This window comes from Polynucleobacter sp. MWH-CaK5 (genome assembly GCF_018687615.1).
Lineage (GTDB): Bacteria > Pseudomonadota > Gammaproteobacteria > Burkholderiales > Burkholderiaceae > Polynucleobacter.
Map to the genome: position 1 here is coordinate 118344 of NZ_CP061299.1, position 24246 is coordinate 142589.

General features: G+C 43.6%; 26 protein-coding genes and 1 tRNA gene. 17 read left to right on the forward strand and 10 right to left on the reverse strand.

Annotation, left to right across the window (positions count from 1 at the left end; translation table 11 throughout):
* Position 1 precedes the first annotated feature (1 nt).
* The 3 genes from GQ367_RS00660 to GQ367_RS00670 are packed head-to-tail and all read right to left on the reverse strand — an operon-like array spanning position 2 to position 2962.
* Complete coding sequence (locus GQ367_RS00660; protein ID WP_215290633.1) at positions 2–1510, reverse strand: tripartite tricarboxylate transporter permease; 1509 nt, start codon at positions 1508–1510, stop codon at positions 2–4.
* A 10-nt stretch (positions 1511–1520) separates the two neighbouring features.
* Complete coding sequence (locus GQ367_RS00665; protein ID WP_215290634.1) at positions 1521–1985, reverse strand: tripartite tricarboxylate transporter TctB family protein; 465 nt, start codon at positions 1983–1985, stop codon at positions 1521–1523.
* Positions 1982–2962, reverse strand: a complete 981-nt coding sequence (locus tag GQ367_RS00670) for a tripartite tricarboxylate transporter substrate binding protein (RefSeq protein WP_215290635.1) — start codon at positions 2960–2962, stop codon at positions 1982–1984. Before GQ367_RS00670 ends, GQ367_RS00665 begins: the two co-directional genes overlap by 4 nt.
* A 125-nt stretch (positions 2963–3087) precedes the next feature.
* On the opposite strand from GQ367_RS00670, the gene GQ367_RS00675 reads away from it, so the two are divergent.
* From GQ367_RS00675 to GQ367_RS00705, 7 genes are all read left to right on the forward strand, one after another.
* On the forward strand, positions 3088–3756 hold the full coding sequence (locus GQ367_RS00675) for a response regulator (RefSeq protein ID WP_215290636.1): 669 nt from the start codon (positions 3088–3090) through the stop codon (positions 3754–3756).
* Positions 3753–5171, forward strand: a complete 1419-nt coding sequence (locus tag GQ367_RS00680; protein ID WP_215290637.1) for a sensor histidine kinase — start codon at positions 3753–3755, stop codon at positions 5169–5171. The genes GQ367_RS00675 and GQ367_RS00680 overlap by 4 nt, the downstream gene beginning before the upstream one ends.
* Positions 5172–5295: 124 nt before the next feature.
* Complete coding sequence (locus GQ367_RS00685) at positions 5296–6192, forward strand: amino acid ABC transporter substrate-binding protein (RefSeq protein WP_215290638.1); 897 nt, start codon at positions 5296–5298, stop codon at positions 6190–6192.
* A 42-nt stretch (positions 6193–6234) separates the two neighbouring features.
* A complete protein-coding gene (locus GQ367_RS00690) occupies positions 6235–7002 on the forward strand; it encodes an amino acid ABC transporter permease (protein WP_215290639.1) in 768 nt (255 codons plus the stop codon).
* 13 nt (positions 7003–7015) lie between these two features.
* Complete coding sequence (locus GQ367_RS00695) at positions 7016–7681, forward strand: amino acid ABC transporter permease (RefSeq protein ID WP_215290640.1); 666 nt, start codon at positions 7016–7018, stop codon at positions 7679–7681.
* Positions 7682–7755: 74 nt separating this feature from the next.
* Positions 7756–8490, forward strand: a complete 735-nt coding sequence (locus tag GQ367_RS00700) for an amino acid ABC transporter ATP-binding protein (RefSeq protein ID WP_215290641.1) — start codon at positions 7756–7758, stop codon at positions 8488–8490.
* A gap of 150 nt (positions 8491–8640) precedes the next feature.
* On the forward strand, positions 8641–9264 hold the full coding sequence (locus GQ367_RS00705; RefSeq protein WP_215290642.1) for an OmpW family protein: 624 nt from the start codon (positions 8641–8643) through the stop codon (positions 9262–9264).
* Between the two features lie 69 nt (positions 9265–9333).
* Here the strand turns inward: GQ367_RS00705 and GQ367_RS00710 are convergent, their stop codons facing one another.
* The gene (locus GQ367_RS00710) at positions 9334–10488 is read right to left on the reverse strand and encodes a S1C family serine protease (RefSeq protein ID WP_215290643.1); all 1155 of its coding nucleotides are present in this window, start codon (positions 10486–10488) and stop codon (positions 9334–9336) included.
* A 137-nt stretch (positions 10489–10625) separates the two neighbouring features.
* Here GQ367_RS00710 and GQ367_RS00715 point away from each other — a divergent pair, with 137 nt between their 5' ends.
* The 8 genes from GQ367_RS00715 to GQ367_RS00750 all read left to right on the forward strand — a co-directional run bounded on the left by GQ367_RS00715 (position 10626) and on the right by GQ367_RS00750 (position 16354).
* Positions 10626–11402, forward strand: a complete 777-nt coding sequence (locus GQ367_RS00715) for a Nif3-like dinuclear metal center hexameric protein (RefSeq protein WP_215291817.1) — start codon at positions 10626–10628, stop codon at positions 11400–11402.
* Between the two features lie 149 nt (positions 11403–11551).
* Positions 11552–12151, forward strand: a complete 600-nt coding sequence (gene petA, locus GQ367_RS00720; RefSeq protein ID WP_215290644.1) for a ubiquinol-cytochrome c reductase iron-sulfur subunit — start codon at positions 11552–11554, stop codon at positions 12149–12151.
* A gap of 10 nt (positions 12152–12161) precedes the next feature.
* Positions 12162–13562, forward strand: a complete 1401-nt coding sequence (locus GQ367_RS00725; protein WP_215290645.1) for a cytochrome bc complex cytochrome b subunit — start codon at positions 12162–12164, stop codon at positions 13560–13562.
* 49 nt (positions 13563–13611) lie between these two features.
* Positions 13612–14346, forward strand: a complete 735-nt coding sequence (locus GQ367_RS00730; protein WP_251370214.1) for a cytochrome c1 — start codon at positions 13612–13614, stop codon at positions 14344–14346.
* A gap of 22 nt (positions 14347–14368) precedes the next feature.
* Positions 14369–14980, forward strand: a complete 612-nt coding sequence (locus GQ367_RS00735) for a glutathione S-transferase N-terminal domain-containing protein (protein ID WP_215290647.1) — start codon at positions 14369–14371, stop codon at positions 14978–14980.
* A gap of 38 nt (positions 14981–15018) precedes the next feature.
* Positions 15019–15411, forward strand: a complete 393-nt coding sequence (locus GQ367_RS00740; RefSeq protein ID WP_215290648.1) for a ClpXP protease specificity-enhancing factor — start codon at positions 15019–15021, stop codon at positions 15409–15411.
* 86 nt (positions 15412–15497) lie between these two features.
* Positions 15498–15571, forward strand: a tRNA-Thr gene (locus GQ367_RS00745).
* Between the two features lie 168 nt (positions 15572–15739).
* Entirely contained in the window at positions 15740–16354 is a 615-nt protein-coding gene (locus tag GQ367_RS00750; RefSeq protein WP_215290649.1) for a phasin family protein, read from the forward strand.
* Between the two features lie 167 nt (positions 16355–16521).
* On the opposite strand, the gene rmuC is transcribed toward GQ367_RS00750, so the two are convergent.
* From rmuC to hemA, 5 genes are all read right to left on the reverse strand, one after another.
* Positions 16522–17721 carry a DNA recombination protein RmuC gene (rmuC, locus tag GQ367_RS00755; RefSeq protein WP_215290650.1) on the reverse strand — a complete coding sequence of 400 codons (1200 nt, stop codon included), beginning with the start codon at positions 17719–17721 and terminating at the stop codon, positions 16522–16524.
* 87 nt (positions 17722–17808) lie between these two features.
* Complete coding sequence (grxD, locus tag GQ367_RS00760; RefSeq protein ID WP_215290651.1) at positions 17809–18117, reverse strand: Grx4 family monothiol glutaredoxin; 309 nt, start codon at positions 18115–18117, stop codon at positions 17809–17811.
* Positions 18118–18144: 27 nt separating this feature from the next.
* Positions 18145–19023, reverse strand: a complete 879-nt coding sequence (gene prmC, locus GQ367_RS00765) for a peptide chain release factor N(5)-glutamine methyltransferase (RefSeq protein WP_215290652.1) — start codon at positions 19021–19023, stop codon at positions 18145–18147.
* A gap of 33 nt (positions 19024–19056) precedes the next feature.
* A complete protein-coding gene (gene prfA, locus GQ367_RS00770; RefSeq protein ID WP_089515069.1) occupies positions 19057–20136 on the reverse strand; it encodes a peptide chain release factor 1 in 1080 nt (359 codons plus the stop codon).
* On the reverse strand, positions 20137–21456 hold the full coding sequence (gene hemA, locus GQ367_RS00775; RefSeq protein WP_215290653.1) for a glutamyl-tRNA reductase: 1320 nt from the start codon (positions 21454–21456) through the stop codon (positions 20137–20139).
* Positions 21457–21487: 31 nt separating this feature from the next.
* Between hemA and GQ367_RS00780 the strand changes: the two genes are divergently transcribed.
* Positions 21488–21748 (forward strand): hypothetical protein, encoded by a 261-nt coding sequence (locus GQ367_RS00780; protein WP_215290654.1) that lies wholly within the window; start codon positions 21488–21490, stop codon positions 21746–21748.
* 145 nt (positions 21749–21893) lie between these two features.
* Here GQ367_RS00780 and ychF read toward each other — a convergent pair whose 3' ends face one another.
* On the reverse strand, positions 21894–22988 hold the full coding sequence (gene ychF, locus GQ367_RS00785) for a redox-regulated ATPase YchF (RefSeq protein WP_215290655.1): 1095 nt from the start codon (positions 22986–22988) through the stop codon (positions 21894–21896).
* A gap of 20 nt (positions 22989–23008) precedes the next feature.
* Between ychF and GQ367_RS00790 the strand changes: the two genes are divergently transcribed.
* A complete protein-coding gene (locus tag GQ367_RS00790; protein WP_215290656.1) occupies positions 23009–24214 on the forward strand; it encodes a UbiH/UbiF family hydroxylase in 1206 nt (401 codons plus the stop codon).
* The last annotated feature ends 32 nt before the right edge of the window (positions 24215–24246 follow it).

The window sequence follows — 24246 nt, forward strand, 5'->3', positions numbered from 1 at the left end:
ATTACCGAATTGCGATACCAACTCTTTTAATCTTAGCTAGCTTAATCAGCGGCGGAATGACCAATAAGGCAATTGCAATCAACATGATTGATCCGGAAATTGGCCGTGTAAAAAATGTACTCCACTGACCTTGACTAATTGTCATTGCTTGACGCATTGATTGTTCAGCCATCGGGCCAAGAATCAAACCAATAATCATGGGTGCTGCAGGAAAATCAAAGCGACGCATCACGAAACCCAGCAACCCAAAAAAGAATAAAAGTGCTACGTCAAATGATGAATTACTAGATCCATAAACACCTGCGGCAGAAATAACAATGATGCCGGCATATAGCCATGGTGGAGGAATTTTAAGTAATTTGACCCATAGTCCAACTAAAGGAAGATTAAGAATCAATAAAATAACGTTACCGATATAAAGACTTGCAATCAAAGTCCAAACCAAACCACTTTGTTGTGTGAATAACTGTGGGCCAACTTGTATGCCATATGATTCAAATGCTGACAAGATAATGGCGGCAGTTGCAGAAGTTGGAATGCCCAGAGTTAATAAAGGCATCAAGACACCGGCAGCGGATGCATTGTTAGCAGCCTCTGGTCCAGCCACCCCTTCAATGGCACCATGACCAAACTCTTCAGGATTTTTTGAGAGTTTCTTTTCTGTGTAATAAGAAAGTAATGTCGGCAATTCTGCTCCGCCAGCAGGCATTGCACCTACCGGGAAACCAAAAAAAGCTCCCCTGATCCAAGGCTTCCAAGAGCGCTTCCAATCCTCTTTGCTTAGCCACAAACTTCCAGAAACTTTTAATACTTCAGAATTCTTATTTTCTTTTCCTTGCCAGGCCAGATATAAAGCCTCTCCCACAGCAAAAAGTCCAACAGCCGCAATGGTTACTTCAATGCCATCTAAAAGCTCGGGTTGACCAAATGTGAAACGGGCTTGACCTGTTTGCAAATCAATCCCCACTAAACCAAACAAAAGACCGGCAAATAAACTGATAAGGCCTCGCAGAGCAGAGTTACCCAATACTGCAGATACCATAATTAAAGCGAGTACCATTAAGCTAAAGTACTCAGCAGGTCCAAAAGCCAAAGCTAGATCAACCACCATTGGTGCAAAAAAGGTGAGTGCAATGGTGCCAATTGTCCCTGCAATAAAGCTACCAATCGCAGCTGTAGCTAAAGCAGGTCCTGCACGGCCTTTTCTAGCCATTTTGTTACCTTCTAAAGAAGTAACAATCGTTGCAGATTCGCCTGGAGTATTTAACAAAATCGAGGTTGTTGAGCCACCGTACATTGCCCCGTAGTAAATACCAGCAAATAATACAAACATGGCAGTTGCTGGAACCTTAAAGGTCAGCGGTAAAAGTAGCGCAATTGTTAATGCTGGCCCAATTCCTGGGAGAACTCCAATAAGGGTTCCAACCAGACAGCCAATAAATCCATACATTAATGTTAAAGGTTGCAATGCAACTGCAAAACCTTGCATCAAAGAATCAAATGAACCCATAATTTTTTACTTAAAAAGGTAAGCGAATAAGAGGTCCTAAATCAACCCCAAGTAAAGCTGAGAAAAGCCCCCAGAAGGCGAGAGAAATAGAAGAACAAATAGCAAAAGTTTTTATATTCAGCGGTGCATCAAATGATTTCGCTATGCCAACCCCACAAACTGTGGCCGGAATTAAAAAACCTAAAGGTTTTATTAAAAGAATAAAAATCATGCCAGCTATCAAAAAATAAAAAACTCTTTGATTGCCACCTTCAATAGGCACGCCATCATCACTTTCGATGCAATCTGGATTTTTATTTTTCATGGACAGTATTAAGTAGATTATTCCTAATACAGTCAAAGCAGCAATGACTACTGAGGGGGCCAAGATTGGCCCTACCTCAGAGTACATTGTTGACTCAGGAATGATTGTTGTTTGCCAAATGCCGATTGCACATAAGGCTAACAATAAACCGGAGACAATTTTACTGTTCATGCTAGACCAAGATCTTTCAAAACAGCTTCAGTGTCAGCAATGCTTTGTTTGATTTGCTCATCAAACGCTGCACCAGCTGTAAACACATCAGTCCACTTTCTCTTGCTCAAAGTTTCTTTCCAGCCTTTTGAATCATGAATCTTCGTCACTAGGTCAACCAGAGCAGCTTTTTGTTGAGCATTAATGCCTGGTGCAGCAAAAACACCACGCCAGTTGGCAGCAGTGACATTCACACCCAATTCTTTGAGGGTGGGAACATCAATGCCTGGGATGCGTTTATTGCCAGATACCGCAATGGCGCGCATGCGACCTGCTTTAATTTGCTCTTCAAACTCTGAATAACCTGAAATACCTGCAGTCACTTGTCCGCCCAAGATTGCAGCATTAGCTGGGCCGCCGCCTGCAAATGCTACATAGGCAGCATCTCTTGGATTTTTGCCCAAAGCTTTAATGATTAGACCCAATAATTGATGATCCGTACCACCAGCACTACCGCCGGCAACAGAAACAGCTTTCGGATTTGCTTTGAATGCGGCTTCTAAATCTTTCCAGTTTTTAATTTTTCCATCAGCTGGTACGGCAATAACACCAGCTTCTTCTGTTAATTTTGCAATTGGAGTAACGTCTTTCATGGTCACTGGGCTCTTATTTGTGATGGCTGCGCCAACCATGACTGAGCCACCAATCATCAATGAATTACCTTGACCTTTGCGTTGATTAACGAAGCGTGGCAATCCGACCATGCCGCCAGCACCACCAACGTTTTCAAATTGAAATGCCCCAACAAGACCAGCTTCTTTGGCAGCAACTTCAATTGCTCGACCAGTACCATCCCAACCACCACCAGGCGCTGCAGGGATGAACATATTAATTGAGTCAAAAAGAGGTTTTGCTTGAGCAAACACATTAAATGGCAACAAACTGCTAGCACCCAAAGCAGTGCTATATGATAGAAAATCTCTACGTGATAGTTTCATCTTTTACTCCAACAGATATATAAGTGGTTAAATTGCAAAATAACTAACGCCATATAGCTATGACAATCAAATCATCACCCAAGCCACTGTCAATTAGCTGTCAAAATGACTAAGGTTTTACCCTAATGAAAGTACTTTTAGTTGAAGATACCCAGGAGCTAGCCTTATGGCTCAGCTCTGCCCTCCGAAAAATGGGGCTGGAAGTTACTTTAGCTATGGATGGTCAGGAAGCAGCCAATCTTCTATTTAGTCATGAATTTAAGCTGATTATTTTGGATTTAAATTTGCCAAAACGTGATGGCCTCACGATATTGCAAGAAATTAGAGCTAGGAAAGATTTTGTTCCTGTCCTAATTTTGACCGCAAGGGCAGATGTTGGTGATCGAGTCAAAGGTCTAAATGCTGGGGCTGATGATTATTTGCCAAAACCATTTGACTTGGAAGAGTTTGATGCAAGAGTTCATGCTCTATTAAGAAGGGCCCCTCAAATTGTTTCTGAAATTGAATCTTATGGAAACCTTAGTTATGAGAAATCAACCCAAAGCTTTTTCAACAAAAATGAACTGATCAGCTTAACTCCAAGAGAAAGCGCATTATTAAGATTGTTGTTTGATCGAAAAAATAGAGTGGTGGCCAAAGATTTTTTACATGAGCAAATATTTCAACATGAAAACGCAGCACCCGATGCAGTTGAGGTTCTGATTTATAGAATAAGAAAAAAAATTACTGCTGAGCTGGGGTGCGAAATCACAACAGTGAGAGGCATTGGTTATATGTTGAGGATTGATTCATGAGTCTACGAATTAAATCTCTCAAGCAGGCCTTGTTTATTTGGCTAGTTTTGCCCTTGGTTCTATTGATCATCATCAATGCTATTTTTTCTTATAGAAATAGCGTGGATGCTGCTAACAATGCATATGATCGCTCTTTGTATATTGCAGCAAGAACAATTGCTGAAGAATCAAAATTAGAAGGCGGACGATTAAAGATTGAAGTGCCTGAATCAGCCACATACTTGTTTGAAAGTAACATCGGCTCAAGGTTTTTTTATCAAATCGTCAATGAAGATAATCAAACCTTGGTTGGCAATGCAATGCTGCCAAGCCCTTCTGGCCAAACAGAGAACTCAGTCAATTACTTTTCACTGGTAAGTTTTCATAATGAAAATATCAATGGATTGCCAATTCGTTTGGCCATATTGAAACACTCATTGGTTGAGTCAGCAGACCTCAATCAAAAGTCGGGAACTAAAGGATTAATCACGATCAAGGTTGCCGAGACTTTAGAGGCAAGAAATATATTAATTTCCCACATGCTTAGAGAGCTCTTGTTAGGTCAAACAATTTTGCTCATTGCTTTAACTGGGCTTATTTGGATTGTGATTAATAAGAGCCTTAAGCCGATTAATCGTTTGAGTCGTTATTTAGCGAATCGTGATGAATCAGATTTAAGTACGATAGAGAACAAGTCTTTACCAAAAGAGCTTGTTCCTTTTATAGAAAGTTTAAATATTTATCTATCTCGATTAGCTAATCTGCTCACGCTTAGAAAAAAATTCATAGGCAATGCCGCACATCAACTAAGAACTCCTTGGGCGATTGTTAAAACTCAAGTTGGTTTAGCAAAAAAAGAGCCCATGAATGAAGAGCTGGCGAAGATTATTGAAGGCCTCTCAAAAACAGCTGACACTTCGGTTAGGTTGACTGAGCAACTTTTATCAATGACGAAGGCTGAGCATGGGTATGAGATTGATTTGACTAAAAACGTAGATTTGGTCGCTCTGTCAAAACAATTGGTCATTGATTATTACCCGCATGCACAAAAATTAGGCATTGATTTAGGGATTGATTGTCAGGTTAACTCTTTGGTTGTTAGGGGATCTGAAATTTTGTTATCAGAATGCATTGGCAACCTAATCGATAACGCTATTAGATATTGCCCTTCTGGTACTCAAGTAACCATCAGGGCTGATCATGATTCATTGAGCGTCATTGATAATGGCCCCGGCATTCCATTGCAGTATCAGGAAAAGGTCTTTAATCGCTTTTTTAGAGGTGATAGCAAAGAACCTGGTAGTGGATTGGGTCTATCGATAGTTAAAGAGATTGTTTTGCAACATAATTTAAAGATTAGTTTAGATAGTCCTTATCTGTTAGATAGTGAAAATTACCAATCTGGTACAAAAATTACCCTATTTATTCCAAATTAACGGCACATAATTAGGGCATACCCATCTACTTTTATTTCTCAAAATCTGCTAAAAAGTCTAAATCCGGCTTTTTGCCTGATTGGGTCTGTTTTCGGTTCGTTTTAATAACAATGAAGGAGCAGTAATGAAAAAGAATCTATTAGTTGCAGCATTATTAGGTTTGGGCGTGATCGCCACAGCACAAGCTGACACTTTGGCAAAAATCAAATCATCAAGCGCAGTAACAATGGGTGTGCGTGAGTCTTCAGGTGCCTTGTCATACACAGTGGGTGACGGCAAGTTTGCTGGTTACCACGTAGAAATTTGCCAACGCGTTTTGGGCGACGTGCAAAAACAATTGAAATTGAACAAGCTAGATATCAAATATCAAGCTGTGACTTCACAAAATCGTTTGCCATTGGTGGCTAACGGTACAGTGGACATTGAGTGTGGTTCAACAACAAACAATGCAACACGTCAAAAAGACGTGGCTTTTGCTGTAACAACATATGTTGAAGAAGTTCGCATTGCTGTTAAAGCAAACTCTGGCATCACTTCTTTGAACCAATTGGCTGGCAAGAAAGTAGCCACAACAACAGGTACAACATCAGTTCAGTTGTTGCGCAAGCACGAGCGTGCTGCAAACGTGAACTTTGATGAAGTATTTGGTAAAGACCACGCTGACAGCTTCTTGTTGTTAGAGTCTGGTCGTGCTGATGCATTCGTCATGGACGGCTCAATTTTGGCCGGCAACATTGCCAACGCTAAGAACTCAGCCGATTTCAAAATCGTTGGTGAAGTTATTGCAGTTGAGCCAATCGCGATCATGATCCGTAAAGATGACCCAGCGTTCAAGAAGTCTGTGGACGACAGCATCAAGAAGATGATGAAAGACGGCACATTGGCTAAGTTGTGGGACAAATGGTTCTTGCAACCAATTCCACCAAAAGGCAATAAAGTTGGTTTAGCTTTGTCTGCAAGTACAAAAGACGCTTGGGCTAATCCAAACGACAAACCTGCTGAAGACTACGCTAAGAAGTAATTCCCTAACCAAGTAACAAGTAGTAGAAAGTAAACACATTAGATGTCTTGGAATTGGGAAGTATTTTGTAAAAGTACTTTAGAAGAAGATTTCTCACCGGTGTGCTTTGGCACCGGTGGAGAAATCACTTATTTAGACTGGATGTTATCTGCTTGGGGCTGGACCTTATCGGTTTCAGCCCTAGGTCTTTTTGTGGCCATGATTTTGGGTGTCTTGATGGGCACTTTAAGAACCTTGCCCCCCGATAATTTATTGACCCGAGCGCTCGCATTATTGGGCACTGTATGGGTTGAGTTGTTCAGAAATATTCCTGTATTGGTTCAGGTATTTCTTTGGTATCACGTGATACCCGCGCTATTTCCTGTGATGAAGGGCTTCCCTTCATTTGTATTGGTGAGTTTGGCCCTGGGCTTCTTCACTTCTGCTCGTATTGCAGAACAAGTCAGAGCCGGTATTGGCTCTTTGCCTAGAGGTCAACGTTACGCTGCATTGGCAGTTGGTTTAACCACTGCTCAGTCATATCGCTATGTGATTTTGCCCATGGCTTTACGCATCGTGATTCCTCCGTTGACATCAGAGTCAATGAACATCATTAAAAACTCTTCTGTGGCTTTTGCTGTTTCAGTTGCAGAGCTGACTTTGTTCGCGATGCAGGCACAAGAAGAGACCTCCAGAGGTATCGAAATCTATTTAGGTGTGACAGCCTTGTACGTGGTTTCTGCTTTAAGTGTGAACCGTGTCATGGCTTTCATTGAATCTAGAACCAGGGTGCCTGGTTTCATTGCTGCAGCTAGCAGCGGTGGTCATTAAGAAAGATAAATAAATGAATATTGATCTTTCTTTTTACAGCTGGGAACTCATCCGAAGTTATGTCTTGAGTGGCTTGGTGTTTAGTATCCAGTTGACAGTGATTGCCACCGTGGGAGGTATTTTCTTTGGCACTCTTTTGGCTTTGATGCGTTTATCTGGCAATAAGTGGTTAGAGATACCTGCAGCTGCTTATGTGAACACGATGCGCTCGATTCCATTGGTGATGGTGATTCTCTGGTTCTTCTTATTGATGCCAGCTATTCTTGGTAAACCAATTGGCGCCGAACTATCAGCCATCATCACTTTTGTTGCTTTTGAAGCGGCCTTTTTTTGCGAAATCATGCGCTCAGGTATTCAATCGATTCCTAGAGGGCAAATCCATGCTGGCCAAGCCATGGGCATGACTTATTCTCAAAACATGCGTTTGATCATTTTGCCGCAAGCCTTTAGGAACATGATTCCGGTATTGCTCACTCAAACCATCATTTTGTTCCAGGACACGTCCTTGGTTTACGCCATTGGTGCCTATGACATGCTCAAAGGGTTTGAAGTGGCTGGTAAAAACTTTGGACGTCCGATTGAAACTTATTTGGCTGCAGCCGTGATTTATTTCTTGATCTGCTTTAGCTTATCAAGACTTGTCAGAGTATTGCAGCAACGTGTGGCGATTATTCGTTAAAACATAATTAATCAATAGCCTAAAAATAGCTTAAGTAAATTAAATATCAAATAACAAAGACATAAGAGATCACCATGATTGAAATGAAAAACGTCTCCAAGTGGTATGGCAATTTCCAGGTATTAACGGATTGCACCACTGACATTAAAAAAGGTGAGGTAGTTGTTGTTTGTGGTCCATCAGGTTCTGGTAAATCAACCTTGATCAAGACCATCAATGCATTAGAGCCATTTCAAAAAGGTGAAATCACCGTTGATGGCATCGCCGTTCATGATTCCAAAACCAATTTACCTAAATTGCGCTCAAGAGTGGGTATGGTGTTCCAGCACTTTGAATTATTCCCACATTTATCTGTCACTGAAAACTTAACATTGGCTCAAGTCAAGGTACTTGGACGTAGTCCAAGTGATGCGCTGGCGCATGGTTTAAAGTATTTAGATCGAGTAGGCTTATCTGCTCAAAAGGATAAGTTCCCAGGTCAGCTATCAGGCGGTCAGCAGCAACGCGTGGCGATTGCAAGAGCTTTGAGCATGGATCCGATTGTGATGTTGTTTGATGAGCCTACATCCGCTCTAGACCCTGAAATGGTGGGTGAGGTATTGGATGTGATGGTTCAGCTCGCCAATGAAGGCATGACCATGATGTGCGTGACCCACGAAATGGGTTTTGCCAGAAAAGTTAGTAATCGCGTGATCTTCATGGATCAAGGCAAGATTGTTGAAGATTGCCCGAAGGATGATTTCTTTAACAAGCCTGAAGAAAGATCACCAAGGGCTAAAGATTTCTTATCTAAGATCTTGGCGCATTAATTTTTTACTAAACCACTTACTTGACTTAAATCAAGTAAGTGGTACTTAGCCACTTTGGCTAAGTTTGATTTGATGCAGGTCAAATCTTTGTTTCTCTTCCCTTTCTAAGATTGGTAGGTCAGATAGTGACTATTTTTGAGGGAAAGAAAAATGAATAAGAAAACAATCAGCAAATTGGCTTTGGGTTTTTTGGCAGCTTTGTCATTCAATGCAATCGCACAGGAAAATCCTTGGATGGTTCGTGTGCGCGCTACGGATTTAAATTGGGAAAATGGTCAGAGTACCGCCACAATTAATGCTTCCGGTTTGAATGTCAACGCAAAAGATAAAACTATTCCAGAATTAGACATTACGTATTTCTTTACTAAGAACATCTCAGCAGAGTTAGTTTTGACCTATCCACAACGAGTCGACGTAAGAAGTCATAGCACTTCATTAGGAACAGTTACTGCTCTGCCTCCAACATTATTGGCTCAATACCACTTCACTCAGTTTGGCCCGTTAAAGCCATATGTGGGTGCTGGTATTAACTATACTCGTTTTGGCAGTCGAAATCTTGGTGGCGCTGATGAGTATTCAGTTGAAAAATCAAGTATTGGTTATGCAGCTCAAATTGGCGCTGATTACATGCTCACAAAAAACTGGGGCATTAATTTAGATGTTAAATATCTTCAGATTGAAACATATGTGATTGTTAATTCTTCTGGTGCATCTGCAGGCACATTGAAGTTAAGTCCAATCGCTACATCTGTGGGTGTGACATACAAGTTTTGATGTGATTGGTTAACTTGTTTGAAAGGGGCTCTGTGATTCACGAGGCCCCTTTTCATTTTTATTTTGTTTCTATCGCTTCTTGGGCCCTGGTCTCTTGCCTACTTGTATTTCTAGTTCTAAGTTTTTACCTTTGCGATTGATCGTGGCTTTGATCTTGTCGCCTGGAGGTACTTCAGATATTTGCTTCAATAGCTGAGTGATGTTGTTAACTGGTTTGTTGTTGATTGTTTTTAAAACATCACCTGGCTGAATGCCGGCTTTATCCGCTGGGCCACCTTTGAGTGTGCCATTGATCAATACACCATCAGCACTGATCTTGAGTGTGTCTGCCATCTCTGCAGAGATGTTCATGGGTTCAACACCAATCCAACCTCTGACAACACTGCCGTTTTTGATAATGGATTCCATCACATCTCTGGCGGTGTTAACCGGGATGGCAAAACCAATGCCCATAGAACCGCCACTTCGTGAATAGATGGCTGTATTGATGCCAATCAGATGTCCTCGGGTGTCAACCAAGGCACCGCCCGAGTTACCGGGGTTGATCGCAGCATCTGTTTGAATAAAGTTTTCAAAGGTGTTGATGCCCAAATGATCTCTGCCTAATGCAGAGACAATTCCGGATGTGACTGTTTGACCAACGCCAAACGGATTGCCAATCGCAAGAACCACATCACCTACTTTGACGGATTCTATTTTTCCGAATGTGATGGGTTTGGGTAGATTGGGCATTTGCACTCGAAGAACTGCGAGGTCTGTGTCTGGGTCGCTACCAATCAGAGTCGCTGTGGTTTTTCTGCCATCAGCTAAAGCCACTTCAATGACATCAGCACCTTCGATGACGTGTTCATTGGTGAGGATCAAGCCTTCTGCGCTGACGATGACACCTGAGCCTAAGTTGGGATTGAAGTCTTCAGGATTAGGTATTTGAGGATGTTGTGGTGGCAGTGCTTTTGATTTAGATTTTTTATTAGAATTATTTTTGCTGATAAAAATATTGACCACTGCTGGCATGGAGCTTTTAACGGCTTCATGATGTGAGCCTGGGTTAGGTGTGCTGGGATCAATGCTGGATTCTTTGAGGGTGATCGTTGAGATTGAATCACCAAAGTATTTAAAAGGACCACCTTCTAACCATTGTGGTTTGAAAGTTGCCAAAATAAATACCAGGGCCAGTAGGGCCGTGAAGATTTGTGCGAAAAGTAACCAAAGATGTTTCATCATGTTGTTAGGTTAATCTATTTGCATTAAAAACGAGAAAATAATTAAGAGAATTAAAAAAGACCATGACTAAGAAAATTCAGCCAAACAGGAAATCCGTGAAAACTGTGAAAACTCCAAAAGCCAAACTTGCTCACTCTGTGACTCAAGATGAGTTGTCTTTGTATTTGGATGATCAGTTGCAGGTGGCTCGCATCAAGGATTACTGTCCCAATGGTTTGCAGGTTCAGGGTAAGCCCATCATCAAAACTTTGGTCAGCGGGGTGACGGCTAGCTTGGCGTTGATTGAAGAGGCGATTGCATTGAAGGCGGACGCCATCATGGTTCACCATGGCTGGTTTTGGAAAAACGACGATGCTCGGCTCGTTGGGCAGTTGCACAGTCGCTTGAAGTTGCTGATGGACCATGAGATCAATTTGTTTGCATATCACTTACCTTTGGATGTGCACCCTGTGTTGGGTAATAACGCTCAATTGGCCAAAGTGATGGGTTGGAAGCCTCTTATGGGCTCTAAGAGGGTTTCTTTGAGCTCCGCCTCACCCATGGATGGTCTGATTTGGGAGGGGCGTCCTGAGGCTTCTCAAAAGACTTTGGGGCAATTGGCCAGGAGTATCTCTGGTCGTTTGGGTCGGGACCCTCTGGTGATTGGCGACCTAAATAAGCCCATCAAACACATTGCCTGGTGCACCGGTGGTGCTCAGGGGTATATCAATGAAGCTATTTCAATGAAAGTGGACGCTTACATCAGTGGAGAGGTTTCTGAGCAGACCTTCCATGCTGCACAAGAGTCAGGGGTGGCTTACATTGCTGCTGGCCATCATGCCACTGAGCGTTACGGCATTGCTGCTCTGGGTGAATTTGTGGCCCAGAAATACAAGCTCAAGCACCAATTTGTGGATATTCCTAATCCAGTTTGAAGCGCTTAACACTTTACAACTTTGTAAGTTGATCATTTTTTGCGCTTTTTAGCTGGTTTTTGATCTGATGGGGTTTAAATCAAGCCCCCGGATTAGCTATAATCTTTAATTGACGTCATCAATATGCCTTTCTAGAGGAAATTTCAGTAATGAGCGAACAAAGCATGGATAGCAGCCGTCGTAAGTGGCTTATTGCAACATCTGTTGCGGGTGGAGTTGGTACGGCAGCAGTAGCGTTGCCATTGGTGAGCACATTTGCTCCCTCAGAGAAGGCTAAGGCCGCAGGTGCTCCAGTTGAAATGGATATCGGCGGTATGCAGCCAGGCGAAATGCGCACAGTTGAGTGGCGCGGTAAGCCAGTATGGGTTGTGCGCCGCACACCAGAGATGTTGGCATCTTTGGCAAAAGTTGAAGGCGATTTGGCTGATCCAAAGTCAGAGCGCAATCCAAAAGATTTGACACCTGCTTATGCACAAAATCAACACCGTTCTATCAAGCCAGAGTACTTGGTAGCCGTTGGTATTTGTTCGCACTTGGGTTGTTCACCAATCACAAAATTTGAAACAGGCGCTCAGCCATCATTGCCAGATAACTGGACAGGTGGTTTCTTGTGCCCATGCCACGGTTCAACATTTGACTTGGCAGGCCGCGTGTTCAAGAACAAACCTGCACCAGACAACTTAGAAGTGCCGCCACACATGTATGTGAGCGACACAAAGTTGATCATTGGTGAAGACAAGAAAGCGTAAGGGGTAGACCATGGCATTTCATGAAAAAGAAGTTCCAGCGAATGCATCACGCGGAACAAAATTATTGGCTTGGGTAGATTCACGTTTTCCACTCACAGCAACTATCGAAGGTCACTTAACCAAATACTACGCACCAAAGAACTTTAACTTTTGGTACTTCTTTGGTTCATTGGCAATTTTAGTTTTGGCTTTGCAAATCATCACCGGCATTTTCTTGGTGATGCATTACAAGCCAGATGCAGAAAAAGCTTTCCAATCTGTTGAATACATCATGCGCGAAGTGCCATGGGGTTGGTTAGTGCGTTACTTGCACTCAACGGGCGCCTCGATGTTCTTCGTGGTGGTTTATTTGCACATGTTCCGCGGCATGATTTACGGTTCATACCGTAAGCCACGTGAATTGGTGTGGATTTTCGGTTGCGCGATTTTCTTGTGCTTAATGGCTGAAGCGTTCATGGGTTATTTGTTGCCATGGGGTCAGATGTCTTACTGGGGCGCTCAAGTGATCGTTAACTTGTTTGCTGCAATCCCATTGGTAGGTCCTGATCTTTCATTGTGGATCCGTGGTGACTATGTGGTGGGTGATGCGACGTTGAACCGTTTCTTCTCATTCCACGTGATCGCTGTGCCATTGGTATTGATTGGTTTGGTTGTTGCTCACATCATCGCATTGCATGAAGTGGGTTCAAACAATCCTGATGGTATCGAAATCAAAGAAAACTTAGATGCTAATGGCGTGCCATTGGATGGTATTCCATTCCACCCGTATTACTCAGTACATGACATCATGGGTGTTGGCGTGTTCTTGATGATCTTCGCCTTCATCGTGTTCTTTGCTCCTGAAATGGGCGGCTACTTCTTGGAGTTCAATAACTTCATTCCTGCTGATCCATTGAAGACGCCTCCGCACATTGCACCGGTTTGGTATTTCACACCGTTCTACTCTATGTTGCGTGCGGTGACCGGTGAGTTCTTGATCCCAATGTGGTTGTTTGCTGCTGCGTTGTTGGGTCTTGTGATTCGTGGCACAAAAGACAAAAAAGTACAGGGTATTTGTGCTGGTATTTTGGTGGCTCTTGCAGCTGGCTTCTTCTTGTTTGATGCCAAGTTCTGGGGCGTGATGGTGATGGGCGGTTCAGTGGTAATTTTCTTCTTCTTGCCATGGTTGGACAACTCACCAGTTAAATCAATTCGTTATCGTCCACAAGGCCAAAAATATATTTATGGCTTATTTGTGGTGACGTTTGTTGTGTTGGGTTACTTGGGTATTCAGCCACCATCACCAATCGGTGAGAAGGTGTCTCAATTGGGTACATTGATTTATTTTGGTTTCTTCTTGGCGATGCCATGGTGGAGCAAGATGGGTCAATTCAAGCCAGTGCCAAGTCGCGTTAATTTTGTTGCGCATTGATCGCGAGCACCCAAAAGGAAAAATGAAAATGAAAAAAATCATCTGGAAAATGTTTGGTGGCTTGGCAGTTGTTTTGTCAGTGAATGCTGTGCAAGCTGCTGGCAGTAACTTCCCATTAGATTCTGCGCCAAAGCGTGTGAACAGCGAAGTCGCACTTCAAAATGGTGCCAAGTTATTTGTTAATTACTGTTTGAACTGTCACGGTGCAGTGAGCATGCGTTACAACCGTTTGCGCGATATCGGTTTGACGGACGAGCAGATCAAGCAAAACTTGTTGTTCAGTGGTGAAAAAGTTGGCGACATGATGAATGTGGCTATTTCACCAAAAGATGCCAAGACATGGTTCGGTGCAATGCCTCCTGATTTGTCAGTGATTGCTCGTGCCAAAGGTGTGGATTATTTGTACACCTACTTGCGTACTTTTTACAAAGACGATACAAAAATCACTGGTTGGAACAACATGGCTTTCCCAAGTGCAGGTATGCCGCACGTGATGTGGGAATTGCAAGGTGTTCGTACGGCCAAGTTTGCTGATGAGAAAGATCCGCACGATGCTACGAAGACAGTTCACGTTTTCAAGGGCTTCGAGCAAGTGACTCCTGGTAAGTTAAAGCCACAAGAGTTTGATGATGCGATGGGTGATTTGGTAGCTTATCTTCAGTGGATGGGTGAGCCTGCGCAGTTGGATCGTAAGCGTTTAGGCGTTTGGGTTTTGATGTTCTTAGCAATATTTACAGTTTTGGCTTGGGGATTGAACAAGTCTTACTGGAAAGACATCCACTAAAAAATAATTAGGAGTTTGACCCATGATGGTTTTGTATTCGGGCACTAACTGCCCATTCTCGCAGCGTTGTCGTTTGGTTTTGTTTGAAAAAGGCATGGACTTTGAAATCCGTGACGTTGATTTATTTAACAAGCCAGAAGACATCTCTGTGATGAACCCTTATGGTCAGGTACCTATTTTGGTTGAACGTGATTTGATTCTTTATGAATCAAACATCATCAATGAATACATCGATGAGCGTTTTCCACATCCACAGTTGATGCCGCCTGATCCAGTAGCGCGCGCACGTGCACGTTTGTTCTTGTTCAATTTTGAAAAAGAATTATTCGTTCACGTATCAACCTTGGAAAATGAAAAAGGCAAGGCTGCAGAAAAGAATCACGAGAAAGCTCGTTTAGCGATTCGTGATCGTTTGACACAGTTGGCACCGATTTTCATCAAGAACAAATACATGTTGGGTGATGACTTCTCAATGCTAGATGTGGCGATTGCCCCATTGCTATGGCGTTTAGAGCATTACGGTATTGATCTATCTCGTAATGCTGCACCGTTGATGAAATACGCCGAGCGTATTTTCAGCCGTCCTGCATACATCGAAGCGTTGACGCCTTCTGAGAAAGTGATGCGTCGCTAATTAGGTGACTAATTAGCCATCACTGCTCAATGGATTTTATGAGCGCTGTTCCAAGCAATAAACCCTATCTGATCCGCGCACTACACCAGTGGTGTGTGGATCATGGTTTTACGCCTTACATTGCGGTCTTCGTGACTGAAGAAGTGCAAGTGCCGATGGATTATGTGAAAGACAATGAAATTGTTTTAAACATCAGTCCTGATGCTTGCCAGCAATTGTCTTTGGACAATGAATGGATTTCACTTAAGGCGCGCTTTGCAGGAGTGCCTCGAGATATTCATGTGCCTATGAGCCATGTGATGGCGATTTATGCCAAAGAAAATGGCCAGGGCATGTCTTTCCCGGTTGAGAAAGCAAGCCCACCAGAGCCAACAGCAGACAAAAATACACCGATTTCTAAAGGAAGACCTAGCCTAAAGCTGGTGAAATAAGTTAGAATATCGGGCTTAGCAGCAAAGAAATTAGTAGTTCTTAGAGTAGTAAAAGAGTCAGCAGTAATTCTCTAGTAACACCGCAGGCCCCCTTAGTTAAATGGTATAACACTTGACTTGTAATCATGGATTGGCAGTTCGATTCTGTCAGGGGGCACCAAAAATCCTCAAGTAATTCAACGGTAACTTCTCGTATTATGAGAAATTTACCATTTTTGTCGCAATGCAACAAAAATACCTTGAATTGTCACATTTATTCCCTAAAATAGAGTTTGTGCAGTGCAATATATGCGCTGCAAAATAATTAACTAACCTATTTGGAGTAAACATGAACCAAGATCAAATCACAGCAAAAATGGCAGAAATCCAAGGCGAGAGCTTGAATACAGCATTCGCATTGAGCACAAAAGCAATCGAGCGCGCTCAAGAATTGGCTGACTTGAACTTCTCAGCAACTAAAGCAGTTATTGTTGAAGCTCAAGACGGTTTAGAGCAAGCTTTGACAGTTAAAGATCCACAAGCATTCGTTTCATATGTTCAAAGCGACACATTGGCACCTTTGGGTAACAAGCTAGCTGCTCATCAGCGCGCTGTAGCGAAGATTGTTCGCGACGGTCAAGTTGAGTTGGCAGAAGTTGCTGAAGCTCAATTAGAACAGTTCCAAGAAGGCGTACAAAACTGGGTAAACACTTTTGCAGCAAATGCACCAGCTGGTTCAGATGTGTTTGTTAACGCATTGAAAACTTCTGTTGGTTCAGCATTGCAAGGTTTCGAGCAATTCCAAGCTGCTGCTAAAGAAGCTGCTGCTGTTGCTGAAGCAAATGCAGAGCAAGCTGTTGAAGCAATTCAAGGTTTTGCTAAGCAAGCTAAAACTGCAGCTGCTAAGCCAGCTACACGTGCATCAGCTGCTAAGAAGCCAGCTGCTCGTCGCGGTCGTAAGTAATAGCCGACAGAGTCAGTTGCGTAAGCGCTGACTCAATGCTCTGCAAAGAGCGCAGTCAATAAAAAAACCCGCATGATGAATGCGGGTTTTTTATGGTCAAAGTTATTTTGAACTAATCGTAAAAATAATTAAAAGTAAAAAAGGAAAAATAATGGGGCAGGGATGACTTATTCGTCATCATCCGCAACATCGGTTAATTTGCTTGGTAATGATTTGTTTGGTTTAACACCGAGCTTTTTAACGTTCTCCGCCGTGCGAATCAAATTGCCACGACCAGTTTTAAGTTTACCAACAGCATCTGCATAACTGATTTGTGCTTGTTCCAAACGTTGTCCCACTTTATCCAGGTCTTCAACAAATCCAACAAACTTATCATAAAGAGAAGCGCATTGACGAGCGATTTCTTGGGCATTGCGATTTTGATGTTCTTGTCGCCACAAGTGGGCCACGGTTCTGACGGTAGCCAATAAAGTACTTGGACAAACAATCACGATGTTCTTCTTAAGAGCGTCTTGATAAATATCAGGCGCATGGCGCATCGCCGCTAAGAAGGCTGGCTCAATCGGAATGAACATCAATACAAAGTCGATCGAACCAACGCCGTAGAGGTCTTGGTAGTTCTTCGCCGATAAGCCTTGAATATGTTGCTTGATCGATAGAACATGGCTGTTGAGCTCAGCAGTTTTGATGGTGTCATCATCAGCTTGTATGTAACGCGTGTAAGCGGTGATAGAAACCTTGCTGTCAATCACCAAGTGCTTAGCTTCGGGTAAACGAATCACCACATCTGGTTGCAGTCTCGATCCATCACTGATGGTTTGAGAATCTTGTACAAGGTATTCTTCGCCTTTGCGCAATCCTGAGTTTTCTAAAATGGTTTCAAGAACCAATTCACCCCAATCACCTTGGGTTTTGGATTCGCCTTTCAGGGCGTTGGTGAGAGCGCGAGTTTCATCCGTCATGCGCAGATTAAGGCCAGCCAGTTTTTCAACTTCTTGTTTTAAGGCAAAGCGCTCTCGTGCTTCAGACTGATATGTCTCATCCACCTGTTTGCGGAAGTCTGTGAGTTTTTCTTGCAGTGGCTTTAAAAGAATATCGAGGTTTTGCTGATTTTGTTCAGCAAAGCGTTTTGATTTTTCTTCGAGGATTTCATTGGCAAGATTTTTAAACTGATCAGATAGAACAGTTTTTGCTTCTTGAGCTGTTTGTTGAAGAGTAGCTAGTTTGTCAGCGCTTTGACGACGTTCAGCGGCTAACTCAGTTTCTGCTCTGACCCTGGCTTGGCTTTGTTGCCAAGCGTAATAGAGACTAAATAGAGCAATGAAGCAAAAAAGAGCCAGTAATAGAAAAGCGATTGTTGTGTCCATATCGCTATGCTAAACCAATGCTGGCTCTTCATGAGAGCCAGCACTTAAATAATTAGCAATAATTGGTAATACCTTGAGGGGTATTGCTTAGGCTTTTAGCAGTTGTTGCAATTCACCGCTTTGGTACATTTCAGTCATGATGTCTGAACCGCCGATGAACTCGCCATTAACATAGAGTTGTGGGATGGTTGGCCAGTTGGCATATGCTTTCACGCCTTCGCGGATGTCTTGATCTTCTAAAACATTGACAGTGTGTGGCTTGTCTATGCCACAGGCTTGCAAAATTTGAATGGCTCTTCCTGAGAAGCCGCATTGCGGAAACTGAGCATTGCCCTTCATGAATAGAACCACTGGGTTGCTTTCAACGATTTCTTTGATTTGTGCTTGTGTGTCCATGGTGCTTCCTTATGTAGATGTCTTATTTTAGCCAAGCTTAACAGACGCTGCTCGATTGGCCGATGCGACGCGCCAAATACCCGCAAGATCCTGGTGGGCTTTGATATTGATGTAATTTTGTTCCTGCAATAACTGACAAACTTGTTTGTATTGATCAAATCCATGTTCTACCAAGATGAATCCATCCTCTGCCAAATAAGCAGGGGCTTCTTTGAAAATAGCGCGGTATGCCATCAAGCCATCATGATCATCGGTCAGTGCTGAGATTGGCTCAAAGCGCAAGTCACCCATGGATAAGTGATGATCACCCGCTGGAATGTATGGCGGATTACTCACAATCACATCAAATACGCATTCTTCAGCTGGCAGGTTTGTGGTCAGGCCAATCAGACCATCGAACCAATTCGATTGAAGGAACTTCACTGAGTTCAGATTCAAAAGGCCGGCATTTTCTTGAGCTATCTTGAGTGCTTCAGCGCTGACATCCACACAGGTCACTTGGGAGTTAGGAAGGTTCTTGGCCAAGGCCAAACCAATCGCGCCACTGCCTGTGCCTAAATCTAGAATCTTTGGTGTTTTTTTGCCTGATGATTGAATGTGATCAATCGTCAACTCAACCAAGAGTTCTGTTTCAGGCCTTGGGATTAAAACGCCAGGGGCTACTTTGAGCTCAATGTTAAAAAACTCTTTTTTACCAATTAGGTAAGCGACTGGATGACCTTCAGTTCGTTGCTTTTCTAATAGCGCCCATTCTTCGAGCAAGGCCTTGGGCAATGCATCTGTATCACGGCTAATCATTGCAGATTTTGGCCAATTCAAATGTTGATCAATCAAGTGAGCCAACAACACTTTGGCATCCACTTTGTCCAAAGTGCTTTCTTTAAGAAGTTCTTGTATGGTTGACACTAAACGGGGTGATGAGTGATGAAGGCTGATGCTTTAAATATCACCCAAGCTGGCCAATAACTCAGCTTGGTGCTCGGCAGACAACGCGTTCAAAAGGTCTTGAATATCACCATCCATCATGGCATCAATCTTGTACAGAGTGAGATTGATGCGGTGGTCGGTGATGCGTCCTTGGGGGAAGTTGTAGGTGCGGATGCGATCGCTGCGATCACCAGAACCCACCAAGCTCTTGCGAGTCTCAGCTTCTTTGTCGTGCGCAGCGCGACGCTTGGCATCCATGATTCTAGATACAAGCACTTTCATGGCTTGATCTTTGTTGCGGTGTTGGCTGCGATCATCTTGGCATTCCACCACCGTACCCGTTGGTATGTGCGTGATGCGCACCGCAGAGTCTGTTTTATTGATGTGCTGACCACCGGCGCCAGACGCTCTGAATGTGTCAATGCGCAAATCAGCAGGATTGATTTCAATATCGCTGATTTCATCGGCTTCGGGCATCACAGCCACAGTACAGGCTGAAGTGTGAATGCGTCCTTGAGTTTCGGTTTGAGGCACCCGTTGCACACGGTGACCGCCTGATTCAAATTTGAGTCTTGAAAAAGCACTTTGTCCAACAATGCGCAAAATGACTTCTTTGTAACCACCCAAGTCTGATTCTGAAGCGCTCACGACTTCCACTTGCCAACGTTGTCTTTCGGCAAAGCGTGTGTACATCCTGAATAAATCAGCAGCGAATAAAGCACTCTCATCGCCGCCGGTGCCCGCACGAATTTCCAAAAAGATATTTTTATCATCATTGGGATCTTTGGGTAATAGCAGGCGCTGTAAATCAGCTTGCATGTTTTCCATGCGCTCTTTGGCAGATTTGATTTCTTCTTCTGCAAAGTCTTTCATTTCAGGATCGGCTTGCATCGCTAAAGCTGCTTGCTCGTCGGCTTCTGCTTGCAGGAATAACTGGAATTGTTCGACAACAGGGGATATCTCCGCATGCTCACGATTGAGTTTGCGGTACTGATCCATGTCCTTGGTAATTTCTTCCTGGACTAACAATGAATTGAGTTCTGCGAGCCTGGCATCTAACTGCTCAAGCTTCGCTTTCATACTTGGTTTCATCTATTGATTGGAGTTGTTTGACCGGAATAGACCCGGTAAGATTTTCATGAGTGCATCACGCTCTTCACCTTGTGCATGTTGCAAGGCATGTAAAGAGCCGTGTAAAAACTTATTGGTAAGACCTTGGGCTAAAAGATCTAGTACCACTTGTGGGTCTTCACCTTTAGCGAGTAGCTTGCGGGCACGCTCAAGCTCAACTGAGCGCAAGTCTTCACCTCGTTGGCGCAAGTCTTGAATCAAAGGCACGGTGCCTCTGGTTTCTAACCAGTGCATGAAATGCGATACGCGAGTTTCAATGATTGCTTCAGCCTGACCCACGGCTGCTTGACGAGAATCTGAACCAGCTTGAACAATGTCACTCAAGTCATCAACGGTGTAGAGGTACACGTCGTTTAATTTACCTACTTCAGCTTCAATGTCACGAGGCACCGCCAAGTCAATCATCACGACTGGGCGATGACGGCGTTGCTTGACAGCATTCTCAACCATGCCCAAACCAATGATCGGTAAGGTGCTGGCAGTGCAAGAAACCACAATATCAAAATCATGCAAGCGTGTCGGTAGATCAGAGAGTCGTAAAGATTCTGTTGCCAAGCCTTGTTCGGATAATTGATCAGCCAATTCTTGGCCGCGCTCTAAAGTACGATTGGCCACAGCCATTAATTTTGGTTTGCGCGCCGCAAAATGCGTGGCGCACAAATTGATCATTTCACCAGCGCCGATAAATAAAACTTTTTGATCAGAAACGCTTTCAAAAATTCTTTCAGATAGGCGCACTGCAGCAGCTGCCATTGAAATGGAGTGTGCTCCGATTTCAGTGGTGCCACGAACTTCTTTGGCGACCTGAAAAGTTTTTTGAAAAAGTTGATTGAGGTAAGTGCCTAGTGAGCCTGCTTCATCAGCACAGCGCACCGCATCTTTTAACTGACCCAAAATTTGTGTTTCACCAACCACCATTGAATCTAAACCGCAGGCCACTCTGAATGCGTGACGAACAGCCAGTGATTGTGGCAAGACATAAACGTGAGGCATTAATTCTTGGTGATCGATGCCGCGAGATTTAGCGAGCCACTCAATCGCACTTTTCTTCAGTAAAGAAGATTGCTGATCAGCGTGCTCGTCATTGGCGGCGCAATACAATTCTGTTCTATTGCAAGTTGATAAGATCGTTGCTTCTGGCAAATGTGTTTCAGATACACTGGCCAAATGATCTTTCAAATGATGCAAGGCAGGCTGAATCATCTCAGGTGTGAATGCCACCTGTTCACGTACCTGAATCGGTGCGGTGTGATGATTAATGCCCAATGTCAAAATCTGCATAACGAAATTATAAGTTTTTCATGGAGTTAGGATGAGTTTTCTAGCATTTTTAGTGTTTGGTGGATCAGTTGGTTTTCTCAGCGCCTTCTTTCATCCTAAAAAAATGAGTAAAAACACGTCCTTTTTTAAGAAATATGGTTGGGCAGTATTGATCGGAGTCGTTTCTTCAGCGATTGCATCGGTTTTGGGCCAAAGCTTGAAATTCTTTCAATCTGGGCAAGTTTTGGAGTGGTTATCAGCCATGGTTTTTGCGTTTTTCTGCGTTTTTTTGTTCAAATTAGGCCAAAAATGACAAAAAAACGATGAAAAATGACTAAAAATCAAAAAACCTGAAATTTGGCTTCATTTTATTTTGTTGCGCTTAATTTCATATGAATTCGGTGATTAAAAGTAAAAAGGGCTCAGATTTGAGCCCTTTTTTATGGGAATCAGCCTTTTTAGACGTTAAAAAGGAAATTCAGGACATCACCATCTTTAACGACATACTCTTTGCCCTCGGCGCGCATCTTGCCAGCCTCTTTTGCACCCGTCTCACCCTTGAAACTGATGAAATCGTCAAAAGCGATGGTTTGCGCACGAATGAAGCCACGCTCAAAGTCGGTATGGATCACACCCGCTGCTTGAGGGGCGGTGTCACCAATACGAATCGTCCAAGCACGAACTTCCTTCACACCTGCTGTGAAGTAGGTTTGTAAACCGAGCAAATTAAAGCCGGCTCTGATCACTCGATCAAGACCTGGCTCATCCATGCCCATATCACTTAAAAATTCTTTTTTATCAGCATCTTCTAGTTCTGCAATTTCTGCCTCAATGGCGGCGCATACGGCCACCACAGGGGCTTTTTCAATCGCCGCGTGAGCTTTGACCGCATCAAGATGAGGATTGTTCTCAAAGCCATCTTCTTTGACGTTGGCGACGTACATCACTGGTTTGGCAGTGATGAGGCAGAAGGGCTTTAAAAGTGCCAAATCTTCTTCACTTAAACCCATGGCGCGCACAGGTTTGGCTTCATTGAGTTGTGCCTGTACTTTGGCGAGCAATGGGGCCAAAGCATTGGCTTCTTTGTCATTGCCAGACTTTGCAGCCTTGGAATAACGAGCATAGGCTTTATCCACCGTGCCCAAGTCTGCAAGAGCTAACTCGGTGTCGATGACGCCGATGTCTGAAATTGGGTCCACCTTGCCAGCGACGTGGATCACGTTGCCGTCTTCAAAACAGCGCACCACATGGGTGATGGCATCGGTTTCTCGAATATTGGCCAAGAACTGATTGCCCAGTCCTTCGCCTTTCGAGGCACCGGCTACCAAGCCAGCGATGTCCACGAATTCAACCACGGCAGGCAAAATGCGTTCAGGTTTAACAATTTCCGCTAATTGAGCCAAGCGAGGGTCTGGAACCTCGACCACACCGACATTGGGCTCAATGGTGCAAAAAGGATAGTTCTCCGCTGCGATACCAGCTTTGGTAAGCGCATTAAACAGAGTTGATTTGCCGACGTTAGGCAGGCCGACGATGCCACATTTTAAAGACATAGGGCGTTATTATTCCATGTATGAAGACTTATGACCTTATTATCGTCGGAGCAGGCATTGCTGGGAAGGCAACTTCTTTGCGTTTAGCGCAATTAGGCTTGAAGATTTTGCATTTAGCACCGAGCTTTGAAGTTGGTTTTCAGGGCAATGATTCTGCTGTGTGGGATAGTCGTATTTACGCTTTATCAGCCAGCAGCAAAAATTTATTAGAGCAAATGCATGTTTGGTCAGCTTTGGATCAAGGACGCATTCAGGTGGTGAGTGATATGCGCGTGTTTGGCGACAGTGGTCATGCCGATGATGAAATACATTTCTCAGCATTCAGTGCCACCGTTCCACAATTGTCTTGGATTGTTGAATCGGGTCACATTGAAAAAACTTTGGATGCAGCGATTCAGTTTCAGGGTTTGATTGAACGCATCACTGATAAAGTTGTTGGCGTTATTTCAAACAATGAGGGCGTCACAGTCACAACACAATCCGGTTTGAGTGTTAGCAGCAAACTTTTGTTGGCCGCCGATGGGGCTCAATCATTTGTGAGAGAGCAGCTTCAAATCGAGACCACTCAGAATGCTTATGATCAAATCGGTGTGGTTGCAAATTTTCAGGCTGAAAAACATCATCAAGGCACTGCATGCCAATGGTTCTTGCCGGGCGGTGAAATTTTGGCTTTATTACCTTTGCCAGATAAAAAACTTTCAATGGTTTGGTCGGCTTCTACTGATCATGCCGAGCAATTAAAAAAACAGAGTCCTGAATCATTGTGCGCAGAAGTGATGAGAGCCGCTCAAGGACAGGTTGCGCAAAGAACAGGTCAGTTGCAGATGTTGACAGCGCAACAAGGATTTCCATTGAGACGCATGAAAGCAAAGCGCATGATTGCGCCAGATACAAGGCCTCGCATTGTGCTGATCGGAGATGCGGCGCATGTGATGCATCCATTGGCGGGCCAGGGCCTTAACTTGGGTTTGAGAGACGTGGCAAGCCTGGCAGATATTTTAGATAATAAAGAAGCATTCAGAGCGTTTGATGACCCGGTGTTGCTAAGAAGGTTCGAGCGTGCGCGACATGGTGATACAGATGCATTACTTTTCACCACCGACCGCTTACAAAAACTTTTTGCTAACGAAGCAGGGCATGTGAAAACAATCAGAAATTTAGGCATGAAATTAGTGAATCGCAGTCATTTTTTAAAGAGACAATTGATCAAGCAGGCTTTGGCTTGATCAACGCTATAGCCATTTAATTTATTGGAAAA